The organism is Thermomonospora cellulosilytica, assembly GCF_014138835.1.
In the GTDB taxonomy this organism is placed as follows: Bacteria; Actinomycetota; Actinomycetes; order Streptosporangiales; family Streptosporangiaceae; genus Thermomonospora; species Thermomonospora amylolytica.
The window spans coordinates 5,614,337-5,628,029 of the sequence record NZ_JACJII010000001.1 but is presented as its reverse complement, the minus strand read 5'-3'; the positions used below and the strand labels follow the sequence as shown (position 1 = coordinate 5,628,029).

The 13,693-nt window shown below is 71.1% G+C and carries 14 protein-coding genes and 1 tRNA gene; 10 read left to right on the top strand and 5 right to left on the bottom strand.

Annotated elements, in window-relative coordinates:
* Positions 1-100: 100 nt before the first annotated feature.
* Entirely contained in the window at positions 101-1,303 is a 1,203-nt protein-coding gene (locus HNR21_RS26545; RefSeq protein ID WP_312881304.1) for a PucR family transcriptional regulator, read from the top strand.
* Between the two features lie 10 nt (positions 1,304-1,313).
* Positions 1,314-2,186: a hypothetical protein gene (locus HNR21_RS26540; protein WP_182707351.1), complete on the top strand. Its 873-nt coding sequence runs from the start codon at positions 1,314-1,316 to the stop codon at positions 2,184-2,186.
* 66 nt (positions 2,187-2,252) lie between these two features.
* Here HNR21_RS26540 and HNR21_RS26535 read toward each other — a convergent pair whose 3' ends face one another.
* Positions 2,253-2,966, bottom strand: a complete 714-nt coding sequence (locus tag HNR21_RS26535; protein ID WP_182707350.1) for a helix-turn-helix domain-containing protein — start codon at positions 2,964-2,966, stop codon at positions 2,253-2,255.
* Between the two features lie 82 nt (positions 2,967-3,048).
* On the opposite strand from HNR21_RS26535, the gene HNR21_RS26530 reads away from it, so the two are divergent.
* Both HNR21_RS26530 and pyk read left to right on the top strand, forming a co-directional pair.
* Complete coding sequence (locus tag HNR21_RS26530) at positions 3,049-3,603, top strand: type 1 glutamine amidotransferase domain-containing protein (RefSeq protein ID WP_182707349.1); 555 nt, start codon at positions 3,049-3,051, stop codon at positions 3,601-3,603.
* A 114-nt stretch (positions 3,604-3,717) separates the two neighbouring features.
* A complete protein-coding gene (gene pyk / locus HNR21_RS26525; RefSeq protein ID WP_182707348.1) occupies positions 3,718-5,148 on the top strand; it encodes a pyruvate kinase in 1,431 nt (476 codons plus the stop codon).
* 201 nt (positions 5,149-5,349) lie between these two features.
* Here the strand turns inward: pyk and HNR21_RS26520 are convergent, their stop codons facing one another.
* Entirely contained in the window at positions 5,350-6,120 is a 771-nt protein-coding gene (locus tag HNR21_RS26520; RefSeq protein WP_182707347.1) for a helix-turn-helix domain-containing protein, read from the bottom strand.
* Between the two features lie 64 nt (positions 6,121-6,184).
* Positions 6,185-6,260 (bottom strand) — tRNA-Leu (locus HNR21_RS26515).
* 87 nt (positions 6,261-6,347) lie between these two features.
* On the opposite strand from HNR21_RS26515, the gene HNR21_RS26510 reads away from it, so the two are divergent.
* From HNR21_RS26510 to HNR21_RS26485, 6 genes are all read left to right on the top strand, one after another.
* Complete coding sequence (locus tag HNR21_RS26510; protein ID WP_312881300.1) at positions 6,348-7,010, top strand: ANTAR domain-containing response regulator; 663 nt, start codon at positions 6,348-6,350, stop codon at positions 7,008-7,010.
* A 311-nt stretch (positions 7,011-7,321) separates the two neighbouring features.
* Positions 7,322-8,434 (top strand): branched-chain amino acid ABC transporter substrate-binding protein, encoded by a 1,113-nt coding sequence (locus HNR21_RS26505; RefSeq protein WP_182707346.1) that lies wholly within the window; start codon positions 7,322-7,324, stop codon positions 8,432-8,434.
* A gap of 90 nt (positions 8,435-8,524) precedes the next feature.
* Complete coding sequence (locus tag HNR21_RS26500; RefSeq protein WP_182707345.1) at positions 8,525-9,493, top strand: branched-chain amino acid ABC transporter permease; 969 nt, start codon at positions 8,525-8,527, stop codon at positions 9,491-9,493.
* The gene (locus HNR21_RS26495) at positions 9,490-10,818 is read left to right on the top strand and encodes a branched-chain amino acid ABC transporter permease (protein WP_182707344.1); all 1,329 of its coding nucleotides are present in this window, start codon (positions 9,490-9,492) and stop codon (positions 10,816-10,818) included. Before HNR21_RS26500 ends, HNR21_RS26495 begins: the two co-directional genes overlap by 4 nt.
* A 23-nt stretch (positions 10,819-10,841) precedes the next feature.
* Positions 10,842-11,639: an ABC transporter ATP-binding protein gene (locus HNR21_RS26490; RefSeq protein ID WP_182708852.1), complete on the top strand. Its 798-nt coding sequence runs from the start codon at positions 10,842-10,844 to the stop codon at positions 11,637-11,639.
* Positions 11,629-12,351 (top strand): ABC transporter ATP-binding protein, encoded by a 723-nt coding sequence (locus HNR21_RS26485; RefSeq protein WP_182707343.1) that lies wholly within the window; start codon positions 11,629-11,631, stop codon positions 12,349-12,351. Before HNR21_RS26490 ends, HNR21_RS26485 begins: the two co-directional genes overlap by 11 nt.
* Before the next feature lie 89 nt (positions 12,352-12,440).
* On the opposite strand, the gene HNR21_RS26480 is transcribed toward HNR21_RS26485, so the two are convergent.
* Together HNR21_RS26480 and HNR21_RS26475 are read right to left on the bottom strand one after the other, a co-directional pair.
* Positions 12,441-12,992: a DUF4352 domain-containing protein gene (locus HNR21_RS26480; RefSeq protein ID WP_182707342.1), complete on the bottom strand. Its 552-nt coding sequence runs from the start codon at positions 12,990-12,992 to the stop codon at positions 12,441-12,443.
* A gap of 214 nt (positions 12,993-13,206) precedes the next feature.
* A complete protein-coding gene (locus HNR21_RS26475; protein WP_182708851.1) occupies positions 13,207-13,608 on the bottom strand; it encodes a PaaI family thioesterase in 402 nt (133 codons plus the stop codon).
* Positions 13,609-13,693: the final 85 nt, after the last annotated feature.

Sequence of the window (13,693 nt, the reverse complement as noted above, 5' to 3'; positions counted from 1 at the left end):
CGGGTGACAACCCCGCCCCGTGAACTCGTGGGATCGTGGACGGCCCGCCCGAGACGAGGACGGCTACGGTGCTGCGCGTTCAGGCACCTGCCTCCCCGGGGTGAACGGATTGACCCTCCACGACCACAGCACCCGCCCCTGGCGCAACGTGCCCCCGCACCTGGCCCGGGACCTGCGCCCCCACCTGCCCGCCGTCATCGACGAAGCCGCCACCGCCATCCGGCGGCAGGTCCCCGAATACGCGCGGCCCGCCTACGACGAGGTCCTGCGCGGCGCCGTCGACCACGCCATCCGCCACTTCGTCGACCTCATCGCCGACCCCGACACCCCCTGGGACGACACCCTCGGCCTCTTCCGGGACATCGGGTACGGCGAGGCCCGCGAAGGCCGCACCCTCGACGCCTGGGACACCGCCCTCCGCCTCGGCGCCCGCCTCGCCGTCCGCGCCCTCGGCGAGGCCTCCGACCGGCTCGGCATCACCCGCACCGCCCTCGGCGACCTCGCCGAGGCGATCTTCGCCTACCTGGAGGTCCTCGCCGAGGCCGCCGCCCGCGGCCACGCCGAGGCCGCCGCCCGCGCCGCCGCCGAACGCCGGCACCGCCGCCGGCGCCTGGTCGACCTGCTGATCTCCGGCACCGCCACCCCGCAGGCCCTCGCCGACCAGGCCCGCCTGGCCCGCTGGCCCCTCCCGCGCACCCTGTGCGCCGTCGCCCTCCACGAACGCGGCCACGGCCCCTACCGGCCGCCCGCCCTGCCCGGCGACGTCCTCGCCGACCTCGACCGCCGCGACCCCTGCGTCCTGGTCCCCGAGCCGGACGGCCGCCGCGCCGTACTCGCCGCCGCCGGCCCGCCCGTCGAGCCCGTCCACGCCGCCCGCTCCCTGCACTGGGCCCGCCGCGCCCTCGACCTCGCCCGCCGCGGCGTCCTGCCCGCCGACCGCCTCGTCCACGCCGCCGACCACCTGCCCGCCCTGGCCGTCATGCACTGCGAGGACCTCGTCGCCCGCGTCACCGAACTGCGCCTGGCCCCCCTCCTCGCCCTGAGCCCCTCCCGGCGCGAACGCCTCGCCCGCACCCTCCTGGAATGCCTGCGCTGCGGCTTCAACGCCACCGAGGTCGCCGGCCGCCTCCAGGTCCACCCCCAGACCGTCCGCTACCGCCTCCACCAGCTCGAGGGCCTCCTCGGCGACACCCTCCACGACCCGGACCGGCGCCTCGAACTGGAGATCGCCCTCTTCGCCTGGCTCACCACGGGCGGCAGGGTGACCGATTCCTGCAAGACCCCCCGACCGGGCCCCGCCTAGGGTCGTCGCCATGAAGACGCTGACCGCCGACCGGCTCGACGCCGCCGAACGCTTCCTGTGGCTCAACGCGCGCCCGCTGGAACGCCGCAGATTCCAGCACCTGTTCAAAGGAGGAGCCGCCGCGGCCGTCGTCGACGCCCTGCGGCCCTACCAGAACCCCGACGGGGGATACGGCAACGCCCTGGAACCCGACCTGCGAGGCGACGCCAGCCAGCCCGTGCCCGCACAGCACGCCCTCGAGATCCTCCACGAGGCCGGAGCCGACGACGACCCCGCCGTCGACCGCCTCTGCGACCACCTCACCACCATCACCACACCCGACGGGGGAGTGCCGTTCGTCCTGCCCACCGTCCGCCAAACCCCCCACGCCCCCTGGTGGCAGACCCCCGACGACCCGCCCGGATCACTCGTCCCCACCGCGACCCTCGCCGGGCAGCTCCACCGCATCGGCCACGACCACCCCTGGCCGGCGCGCGCCACCGACTTCTGCTGGAACGCCATCGACGACCTCACCGACGTGACCCCCTACGTCGCGTACGCCGTCCTGACGTTCCTGGAGCACGTTCCCGACCGCGACCGCGCCGACGCCGCCTTCGAACGGCTCCGCAAACCCCTCCTGGACTGCGTCGCCCTCGACCCCCACGCCCCCGGCGAAGCCCACTTCCCCCTCGACTACGCCCCCACGCCCCACTGCCTGGCCCGCCGCCTCTTCGACGACGCCCTCATCGAACGGCACCTCGACGCCCTCGTCGACGCCCAGGACGACGACGGCGGCTGGCACGTCAACTTCCCCATCTGGACGCCCATCACCGGCCACGAATGGCGCGGGCACACCACCGTCGAACGCCTGATCACCCTCCGCGCCTACGGACGGCTCGGCTGACCACGCCCGCCCGGGACACCCCCGGACCCCGAGACGGCCGGTCGGGCGATCCTCACTCCGCCGCGGTCACCCGACCAGCTCACCCAAGGTCACGCCCGCCAACGCGCGCACCTCGTGCGCCAGATGGGCCTGGTCGGCATAGCCCGCCGCGAACGCCGCCTCCGCCGCCGGAACCCCGGCGCGCACCAGCCGCAACGCCCGCTGGAACCGCAGCACCCGCTGCACCGTCTTCGGCCCGTACCCGAACGCCGCGATCGCCCGCCGCCGCAACTGCCGCTCGCTGACCCCCAGCCGCGCCGCCGCGTCCCGCACCGAGCACCCCGCCAACGCCTCCACCAGCGCCGGAGCCAGCGGATCGGCCGGAACCCCCGAGGCGCGGACCCGCTCGCCCACCGCCCGCACCAGCACCTCCACCGGATCCGGCGCCGACCCCAGCCGCTCGGCCAGCGCGTCCGCCGCACCGCCCCACAGCTCCGCCAGCGGCACCCGCCCGTCCCGCACCGCGTCCACCGGCACCCCCAGCACCGGCGCCGCAAGACCCGGCCGGAACCGCACCCCCGCCATCCGGCCGCCCGCCGGCACCACCGCGGGCCGCGGACCGGTGTCCGGACCCGCCACGATCACCTGGCCGTCCCAGTCCGACCAGACCACGTCCACGCACCCGTCCGGCACCACCAACTGGGTGAACGGCGCGTCACCCGCGGCCCGCGCATGCGTCCACACGCACGCGAACCCGAACCCCTCCGGCGCGGGCCCCTCCCGATACGCCGAACGTGACATGCCCCATGCATACCACCTGCCTGCGCGGGCACCCCCGAGACGAACCGGTACGAGCAAGGCATAGCGAACACGGGAGTTTCCCATGACCGACGAACTGAAAGGCAGGACCGTCGCGTTCCTCGTCGCCCCCGAAGGCGCCGAACAGGTCGAACTCGTCGAACCCTGGCAGGCCGTCGAGCAGGCCGGCGGACGCCCCCTGCTGGTGTCCACCCAGTCCGGCCGCATCCAGGCGTTCGACCACCTCGAGGCCGCCGACACCTTCCAGGTCGACACCACCGTGGAGGTCTCCGGCCACGACGAGTTCGACGCCCTCGTCCTCCCCGGCGGCGTCGCCAACCCCGACCACCTGCGCACCCAGCCCGCGGCCGTGCGGTTCGTCAAGGACTTCTTCGAGGCCGGCAAGCCCGTCGCCGCCATCTGCCACGCCGCCTGGACCCTCATCGAGGCCGACGTCGTCCGCGGCCGCACCCTCACCAGCTGGCCCAGCCTGCGCACCGACCTGCGCAACGCCGGCGCCCACTGGGTCGACGAGGAGGTCCGGGTCTGCCACGACGGACCCAACACCCTCGTCACCAGCCGCCGCCCCGACGACCTCAAGGCGTTCTGCCAGGCCGCCGTCGAGGCGTTCCGGAGCTGACAGGTCACCCTCCGCAAAGGTCTAGACCCCAGGACTAGACCAATCGGTGAAGATTCGGGGACGTTGCCCAGCACAGATACACGTACCCGCCGGTAACTACCTAGGGTTGTGTCCGTGACCCGTCGAGCGAAGATAGTCAGCACCATCGGCCCCGCCTGCTCCAGCCCCGAGCAGATCCACGCCCTCGTCGAAGCCGGCATCGACGTGGCCCGCCTCAACATGAGCCACGGCGACCACGCCGCCCACGAGGCCGTGTACCACCACCTGCGCGCCGCCTCCGACGCCACCGGCCACGGCGTCGGCATCCTCGCCGACCTGCAGGGCCCCAAGATCCGCATCGGACGGTTCGCCGAGGGACCGGTGCGCCTCACGCTCGACGACGAGTTCACCATCACCACCGAGGACGTCCCCGGCACCCGCAAGGAGGTCTCCACCACCTACCAGGGCCTGCCGGGCGACGTCGCCCCCGGCGACACCGTCCTCATCGACGACGGCCGCGTCGCCCTCGAGGTCACCTCCGTCGACGGCCCCCGCGTGCACACCCGCGTCGTCGTCGGCGGCATGGTCTCCGACAACAAGGGCCTCAACCTGCCCGGCGTCGCCGTCAGCGTCCCCGCCCTCACCGACAAGGACGAACGCGACCTGCGCTGGGCACTGCGCCTCGGCGTCGACATGATCGCCCTGTCCTTCGTCCGCACCCCCGACGACGCCGAGATCTGCCACCGCATCATGGAGGAGGAGGGCGTCCGCGTCCCCCTCATCGGCAAGATCGAAAAGCCCCAGGCGGTCGAGGCCCTCCCCGAGATCGTCAACGCCTTCGACGGCATCATGGTCGCCCGCGGCGACCTCGGCGTCGAACTCCCGCTCGAGCAGGTCCCCATCGTCCAGAAGCGCGCCATCGAACTCTGCCGCGAGAAGGCCCGCCCGGTCATCGTCGCCACCCAGATGCTCGAGTCGATGATCTCCGCGCCCCGCCCCACCCGCGCCGAGGCCTCCGACGTCGCCAACGCCATCTTCGAGGGCGCCGACGCCGTCATGCTCTCCGGCGAGACCAGCGTCGGCCAGTACCCCATCGAGGCGGTCAAGACCATGAGCCGCATCGCGCTGGCCGCCGAGAAGGCCAGCCTGCGCGCCGTCCACTCCCTCGAACGCGTCCCCGAGACCGTCGGCGGAGCCATCGCCCGCGCCGCCGCCGAGGTCGGCGCCATCGTCGGCGCCAAGGCCCTGGTCGCCTTCACCATGTCCGGCGAGACCGCCCGCCGCCTGTCCCGCTACCGCTCGCCCATCCCCCTGCTGGCCTTCACCAGCGTCCAGGCCACCCGCAGCCAGCTCGCCCTGGTCTGGGGCGTGGAGACCTTCATCGTCCCCCACGTCGACCACACCGACGACATGGTCCGCCAGGTCGAGCAGGCCCTCCTGGAGATCGGCCGCTGCCAGAAGGGCGACCGCGTCGTCATCGTCGCCGGCTCGCCCCCCGGCACCCCCGGCTCCACCAACGCCCTCCGCGTCCACCGCATCGGCGACGCCATCGCCATGCGCCACTGACCCGGAGCCTCCGACAGGCGCGTACGCGGTGGAAGCGCCCCTCCACCGCGCACGCGCCTTCGTCCGTTCCGATCGCCGCGACCACCAAGGCGCAGTGCCCGCCCCGGCCTCCCATCGGGCGGGTACAGGCATGCCATCCCGTCACGCACCGGCCCGGTCGCCGCAGGTACGGCCACCGGGCGGGTGGGGGACGACGTCGGCTCAGTACTTGGGACCGACGAACTCGTCCAACCGGGCCACCGCATCCCGTCTCGCGACGGAGATCTCCCGGACGTTGTTCTGCTTCCAGGCGATGCCGAGACGGTCGAGCGCGTCGGTGTAGAGGCGGCGGATATCGTCGGACGCGTTCTTGAAGAGATAGCGGGGGTACTCGTACCAGCGGTCGCCGTCCTTGAGCGGGCGCCGTACCCGGTTGATGCATCGGCACCCGTCCGAGTGGATCAGCCCCCGGACGAACTCCCTGGCGTGCTCTTCGACGATCGCCTGTTGCCACTCGACGAGCGCGATCCTCCTGGTGTGCTTCATCCCAGGTCCGTGTTGTGGAAACACGCAGGGCCAGTGTTTGGAATAGGCGCCGACTCCGCTGCAACCTTGGTGTTGACGACGACCGACCTTCAAGCCGGGCATGACCGCGGCGATGGCCTGCGCTGTCTCGGCGGCTATGCCCGGCCATCCGTCATCACAGTAGATCTCCAACCGGTACACGCCCCTGTTCCCGGTCCGGACGATGTGGCCGTCACCCAGGTAGAGCCCGAAGAGGTAGGCATAGGCACGGCCGTCCAGCGGGCGGTCATGGCAGCGGGGACACTGCGCCTTCGTCACGCGGTCACGGCCGTCGGGAGCGCGTCGGTCGCCGCGGCGCCAATGACGCAGAGCCCCCACCGAGATGCCGCACTTGAGGGCGACCTCTCGATCGGTCAGTCCACTACGGCTTAACTCTAGGGCGCGATCGACGATTTCCTGGGGGTGCATGTCGGCCAGTATGGCGGCCGGGTATGACAAAACCGCCGCCGAGAGTGGTGGCGGTTGGAATGTGTGCCCCGGGTGGGATTCGAACCCACACTGTTCACCTTTTGAGGGTGCTGCCTGTCTGCCGATTGGGCTACCGGGGCAATACGGGCATCTCGGGCGCCCTTGCGCGAGACGGCCGCTCACATAGGGACCGGCTGAGGTCCAGGGTAGCGCGTCCCGGTAGTCTCGTGCGCGTGACCGAGAGCGCTCGACGTGTTGTGATCGCAGAGGACGAGGCCCTGATCCGGCTGGATCTCAAGGAGATGCTGCAGGAGGAGGGGTACGAGGTCGTCGGCGAGGCCGGGGACGGGGAGGCCGCGGTGCGGCTGGCCGCGGAGCTCAAGCCCGACCTGGTGATCCTGGATGTCAAGATGCCGGTCCTGGACGGGATCTCCGCGGCCGAGCGGATCTGCGGGGAGCGGATCGCGCCGGTGGTGATCCTGACCGCGTTCTCGCAGCGCGAGCTGGTGAAGCGGGCGACCGAGGCGGGGGCGATGGCCTATCTGGTCAAGCCGTTCACCAAGACGGACCTGGTGCCGGCGATCGAGATGGCGGTGAGCCGGTACGACGAGATCCGGGCGCTGGAGGCGGAGGTCTCGACGCTGACCGAGCGGCTGGAGACGCGCAAGGTGGTGGACCGCGCCAAGGGGTTGCTGCAGGAGCTGAACGGGTGGAGTGAGCCGCAGGCGTTCCGGTGGATCCAGAAGACGTCGATGGACCGGCGGATGACGATGCGCGCGGTGGCCGAGGCGGTGGTCGCCGGGGCGCTGGGCGAGTCGGCCGAGGGCGCCTCGGGCGGGGCCTCGGGGGGCGACGGCGCGGCGGGGTCCGGCGGGGGAGCGGCGGGCTGACCCCTGGTTGGGGCCGCCATGTGTTCACCCAGCGTGACGGAATGCGTCGCTAGCTGGTCTTCTTCGGGCACGGACCTGTAACGAACGAGTAACCCTTCTGTCCGGGTGTGCCGTTCTGTGACATGTGCTCGGTGTACTACGTGGCAGGTCCCCGGGTGCCCGTTTCCTCCGGCTGCGGCACAGGCCGCTGCGGCGGAACGACTTCGGGGCGCGACTTGACCCGATCCCCTGGGATCCGGACTGAAAGGTTGGCGACCTTGCGACTCAACGGGATTCGCGTCGGAGCGATCGCCGTCGGTGCGGCGCTCGCGATGACTCTGAGCGCGTGCGGCGGCGGAGGGGACGACTCCGGTTCCGGCGACGGCGTCGTGATCGGCTTCATGGGCGACCTGACGGGGGAGAACTCGGGCATCGTCATCCCGCCCAAGAACGGCGCCCAGCTGGCGATCGACGAGTACAACGCCACGAACCCGAAGGTGAAGATCACCCTCAAGACCTACGACAGCCAGGGCAAGGGCGAGCAGGCCGTGCCGCTGGCCAAGAACGCGATCACCAAGGACGACATCGTGGGGCTGATCGGCCCGGCGTTCTCGGGTGAGTCGCAGCAGGTGGCGCCGGTGCTGGAGGAGGGCAAGATCCCCAGCGTCTCGCCGTCGGCGACCAACACCGCGCTGGGCAAGAACGGCTGGAAGTACTGGCACCGGATCGTCGGTAACGACGAGGTGCAGGGCGCCGGCGTCGGTGAGTTCATCACCCGGGCGCTGGAGGCCAAGAAGGTCTTCGTGATCCACGACAACTCCGAGTACGGCAAGCCGCTGGGCGAGAAGGTCGAGGCGACCGTCAAGTCCAAGGGCGCCACCACCCAGGTCGACGCGATCGACCCGGAGGGCTCGGACTTCGCCGCGACGGTCAACAAGGTGAAGGCGTTCGCGCCGGACGCGATCTTCTACGGCGGGTACTACGCCGAGGGCGGCAAGCTGCTGAAGCAGCTGCGTGAGGGCGGTGTCACCGCGCGCTTCCTGTCGGGCGACGGTTCGCTGGACAAGGGTCTGGCCGAGGGCGCGGGTGAGCAGAACGCGAACGGTTCGATCATCGCCTGCCCGTGCCTGATCGACCCGGAGGGCAAGACCAGCCCGGCGAGCAAGACCTTCGCCGACAAGTACCGGGCGAAGTTCAACGCGCCTCCGGCGATCTACTCGGCCGAGGGCTATGACGCGGCGACGGCGTTCATCGAGGCCGTCAAGGCGGGCAACACCACCGCCGAGGACATCAACGCGTTCCTGTCGAAGGTGGACGTGCCGGGCGTGTCCAAGCAGGTGAAGTTCCTGCCGACGGGTGAGCCCGCCGCCTCGGACGTCTACGTCTACGAGGTGAAGGGCGCCACCCTGCCGCTGATCGGGAAGGCCGCCGAGGCGGACGTCTGACGCGGATCCGGTCGGTTTCCGGGTGACCCTTTGCACGCGCAGGAGCGGGAGCGCCACCAGCGCTCCCGCTCCTTGACGAAGGCGACATAAATGTTCGGCAACTTCATTGACCAGTTCTGGCCGTCCACGATCGACGGCCTGTCGCTGGGCGCGATCTACGCCCTCGTCGCCCTGGGCTACACGATGGTCTACGGCGTCCTGCGGCTCATCAACTTCGCGCATTCGGAAATCTTCATGATCGGCACCTTCGCGGGGCTGATCACCTTGAACACGATCGGCCTGTCCAGTTCGGTGGGCGGGGTGGCGCTGATCGGGGTGGTCCTGCTGCTGGCGCTGGTGGCCGGGCTCGCCTCGGGGGCCAGTGCGGTGGCGCTGGAGTTCGTGGCGTACCGGCCGTTGCGGCGGCGGGGGGCGTCCCGGCTGGCGGCGCTGATCTCGGCGATCGGCGCGTCCCTGTTCCTGCAGCAGTTGTTCGCGCGGGTGTTGATCCCGTGGTGGTTCGACCTGCCGGACGAGAAGGGCGCGCTGCCGATCCAGCATCATTTCGTGGAGCGGACGAATCTGGTGTCGTTGGGGGATTTCGTCATCCCCAACGACAAGCTGCTGGTGCTTCTGGGGGCGATCCTGATGATGATCGCTCTGGACCAGTTCGTGAACCGGACCCGGCTGGGCCGCGGTATCCGGGCGACCGCCCAGGACCCGGAGACGGCGGTGCTGATGGGCGTCAACATCGACCGGGTGGTGGCGACGACGTTCCTGATCGGCGGCGCGATGGCGGGTGTGGCCGCGGCGCTGTACCTGCTGCGGTTCGAGGACACCCATTACTTCGTGGGCTTCCTGCTGGGCATCAAGGCGTTCACGGCGGCGGTGCTGGGCGGTATCGGCAACCTGCGCGGGGCGCTGCTCGGCGGACTGGTGCTCGGGTTGATCGAGATGTACGGCTCCGCGATCTTCGGGACGGAGTGGCAGCATGTGGTGGCCTTCTCCGTCCTGGTCCTCGTCCTCATGTTCCGTCCCACCGGAATCCTCGGTGAATCTCTCCAGCAGGCGCGCGCATGACTGACAACGCAAACACCAAGAGCAGTGCGGTGCTGACCAAGCAGGCGCCGCCCGCCGCCGACGACGGCGGCCGCGGGCTGGGCGCGCGGTTCGCCGACATCGTGCCGCGGGCCCGGCGGGTCGCCGGGCGGTGGCCGGCCGCGGTCCGTCCGCTGATCTTCGGGCTGAACGTGGCGCTGGGGCCGCTGGCGGTGCTGTCCGACGCCTTCCACGACTGGTGGGTGCGGCAGGGCCGCCTGGTGCGCTGGGTGGTGTACGGCCTGTTGATCCTGTTCGCGCTCGTGCTGCCGTCGGACGTGATCGGCGATGTGATGTCGCCGCACACCGAGTGGCAGACGCTGCTGTTCTTCCCGATCGGCGGGTACATCCTGCTGGCGATCGGGTTGAACGTGGTGGTCGGGCAGGCGGGTCTGCTGGACCTGGGGTACGTGGCGTTCTTCGCGGTCGGCGCCTACGCGATGGCGATCTTCGGCAAGTACCACGGCTGGAGCTTCTGGGAGATCCTGGTCGTGGGCGTGGTGATCTCGGCGTTGTCCGGGATCGTGCTGGGGGCGCCGACGCTGCGGCTGCGCGGCGACTATCTGGCGATCGTGACGCTGGGATTCGGTGAGATCATCCGGATCGCCGCGCAGAACTGGGAGTACGTCAACGGCCCGAACGGCATCTCGGGGATCCCGCACCCGCCGAACCTGTCGGACTGGGAGATCCCGGAGGGGCAGCCGTGGGAGCTCCTGGGGCTGGCGGGCATGAAGCCGTTCACCTACGGGGCGCTGGACGGGCGGCCGTACTACTACCTGATGCTGGCGACGATCATCGCGGCGATCATCTTCTGCAAGCGGCTGGAGAACAGCCGGGTGGGCCGCTCGTGGGCGGCGATCCGGGAGGACGAGGACGCGGCCGAGCTGATGGGCGTGCCGACGTTCAAGTTCAAGCTGGCGGCGTTCGCGATCGGCGCGGCGATCGGCGGCGCGGCGGGCGTGGTGTACGCCAGCCAGGCGACGTCGATCATTCCGGCGAACTTCCCGTTCATCCTGTCGGCGACGATCCTGGCGGCGGTGGTGCTGGGCGGTTCGGGCAACCTGCCGGGCGTGATGGTGGGCGCCTTCCTGGTGGCGTGGCTGCCGGAGTACTTCCGCGGGCTGGCCGAGTACCGGATCCTGATCTTCGGTCTGGCGCTGATGGTGATGATGGCGCTGCGGCCGGAGGGGATCCTGCCGTCGCGGCGCAGGCAGGCGGAGCTGGCCGAGGGGACCGGCGGCATGGGCGCGCTGGGCGCCGAGGTGGCCGGGCCGGGCACGAAGGCGGCGACCGAGGGGGCGAAGTGAGCGACAAGAAGCCGACCGAGGCGATGCCGGTGACGGTGCCGTCGGGCAAGGCCCCGCTGCTGGAGCTGCGCGACGTCACCATGCGGTTCGGCGGCGTCGTGGCGATCAACGGCCTGCGGCTGGGGATCGACGAGGGTGAGATCTTCGCGCTGATCGGTCCGAACGGCGCCGGCAAGACCACGGTGTTCAACGTGGTCACCGGCGTGTACCGGCCGACGCAGGGGCAGGTGCTGCTGGCCGGCCAGCGGATCGACGGCAAGAAGCGGTACAAGGTCACCAAGCTCGGCGTGGCGCGCACGTTCCAGAACGTGCGGCTGTTCCACAACATGACGTCGCTGGAGAACGTGATGGTGGGCGCGGACGCGCATCACCGGACCGGGCTGGCGGGGGCGTCGCTGGGCCTGCCGTGGCATCGCCGCGAGGAGCGGGAGGGCCGGGAGAAGGCCCGCGCGCTGCTGGAGTTCGTGGGGATCGGGCACCGCATCGGGGACATGGCCAAGAACCTGCCGTACGGCGACCAGCGCAGGCTGGAGATCGCGCGGGCGCTGGCCACCGACCCGAAGCTGCTGCTGCTGGACGAGCCGGCCGCCGGGATGAACCCGGCGGAGAAGGAGTCGCTGCAGGAGCTGATCCGCAAGATCCGCGACTCGGGCCGGACGGTGCTGCTGATCGAGCACGACATGAGCCTGGTGATGGGCATCAGCGACCGGGTGGCGGTGCTGGACTTCGGCCAGAAGATCGCCGAGGGCCTGCCGTCCGAGGTGCAGAACGACCCGCGGGTCATCGAGGCGTACTTGGGGGCTCCCGCCGATGCTTCTTGAGATCAGGGACATTCATGTCCACTACGGCAACATCGCGGCGCTCAAGGGCGTCACGGTCGAGGTCGGCGAGGGCGAGATCGTCACGCTGATCGGCGCCAACGGCGCCGGCAAGACGACCACGCTGAAGACGATCTCGGGGTTGCGTCCGCTGACGTCGGGTTCGATCTGGTTCGAGGGCCGCGACATCAGCCGGATGCCGGGGCACAAGCGGCTGATGGCCGGGATCGGGCAGGCGCCGGAGGGCCGGGGGATCTTCCCGGGCATGTCGGTGCTGGAGAACCTGTACATGGGCGCGTACGCGCGCAAGGGGAGCGTCGACAAGGACCTGCAGGAGGTCTTCGAGCTGTTCCCCCGGCTCGCCGAGCGCAGGAACCAGCCCGGCGGCACCATGTCCGGCGGTGAGCAGCAGATGCTGGCGATCGGCCGGGCGCTGATGGCGCGGCCGAGGGTGCTGCTGCTGGACGAGCCGTCGATGGGGCTGGCGCCGATGCTGATCCAGCAGATCTTCACGATCATCGAGGAGATCAACCGGCGCGGCACGACCGTGCTGGTGGTGGAGCAGAACGCGCAGCAGGCGCTGCAGCTGGCGCACCGGGCGTACGTGCTGGAGACGGGCCGGGTGGTCAAGTCGGCTCCGGCGCGGGAACTGCTGGACGACCCGGAGGTCCGTGCGGCGTACCTGGGCACGGGTGCGGGCGCGCCGGGGGCCTGATCCCGGCGGTCTCGTCCGCGTTTCGGTGTCAGGGCCGGGTGACCGCGGGTCGCCCGGCCCTGGGCCGTTCCGGGGCCGTCACAGGGGCCTCACAGGGGGATGTCGACGGTGCGGGCGGTGTCGGCCGGTGCGCCGCTGACCTGGTCGCCGAGGGCGGACGAGGTGGTGTCGCCGGTGATCCGCAGGGCCCGTACGGTCGCGGCGGCGGGGATCTCGAACCACAGGTCCAGTTCGCGGCGTTCCTCGCGGGCGAGGGTCTGGGCGCCGGTGACGGCCCGGCTGACCGACATGGCGTCGTGGTCGGGCCGGTGGGCGCGTCCGTCCGCGGTCACCAGGGTCTGCCGGGACGGGACGAACTGGTGGCGGTCCCGCCCGCGGTTGTCGATGAGCAGCCTGACGCGGACGTACTGCCCTTCGGCGGGGATGCTCCCGTGGCTGCCGATCACTTCCTTGATGCCGGTGCGGACGGCCATGACGGTGTAGGCGAGTTCGCCGAGCCTGGTCTCCCGGTAGGGGAGGGGTGTCTCGGAGGGCCGGGCGGTGCGGGCCGGGGTGTCGTAGCGCGGCGGGTCGTCCCCGCCCGAGCAGGCCGCCGTGGCCGCCGTCAGGAGTGACAGTCCCGCGATCAGCGCCCGTCGCATGACGTGACTGTAAGGCGGGCGCGGGGCCCGGGCAAGATCGGCGGCTGTGATGGGGCGGGTACGGGGCCGCCTTTGGGGCCGTACACCCCTTCCCCGGACGTACGTTGTCTACTCAGCGGCCCCGGACCCTCTGTGACAACGCTAGCGACGCATGGGCCCCGGTTGCAAAGGATGTCTGGTTTGTGCAGGTGGGGGACGTGGCGTTCGTTTCGGGTCAGCCGGTGGGCTTGTCGCGGAGCATGCAGGTCAGGCGGGCGGTGCAGACCCGGCGGCCCTGGTCGTCGGTGATGACGATGTCGTAGGTGGCCAGGGTGCGGCCGCCGTGGACGCGGGTGGCGACGCCGGTGACGTACCCCTCGGTGGCGGACCGGTGGTGGGTGGCGTTGATCTCCACGCCGACGGCGATGCGGCCGGGCCCGGCGTGCAGGACCGCGCCGGTGGAGCCGAGGGACTCGGCCAGGACGCAGGACGCGCCGCCGTGCAGCAGCCCGAACGGCTGGGTGTTGCCCTTGACGGGCATGCGGCCGACGACGCGTTCGGGGGACGCCTCCAGCAGCTCGATGCCCATGGTGGAGGCCAGGTCGCCCTCGGGGCCGCCGCCGAACGTCTCGATCAGTTCGGCGCGCTGCCGCTGCGGGGTCGGTCCGCCCTGGTGGGTCACGTAAGCCTCCCTCAAAGTGTCGTAACGGAAGGCTAGGCTC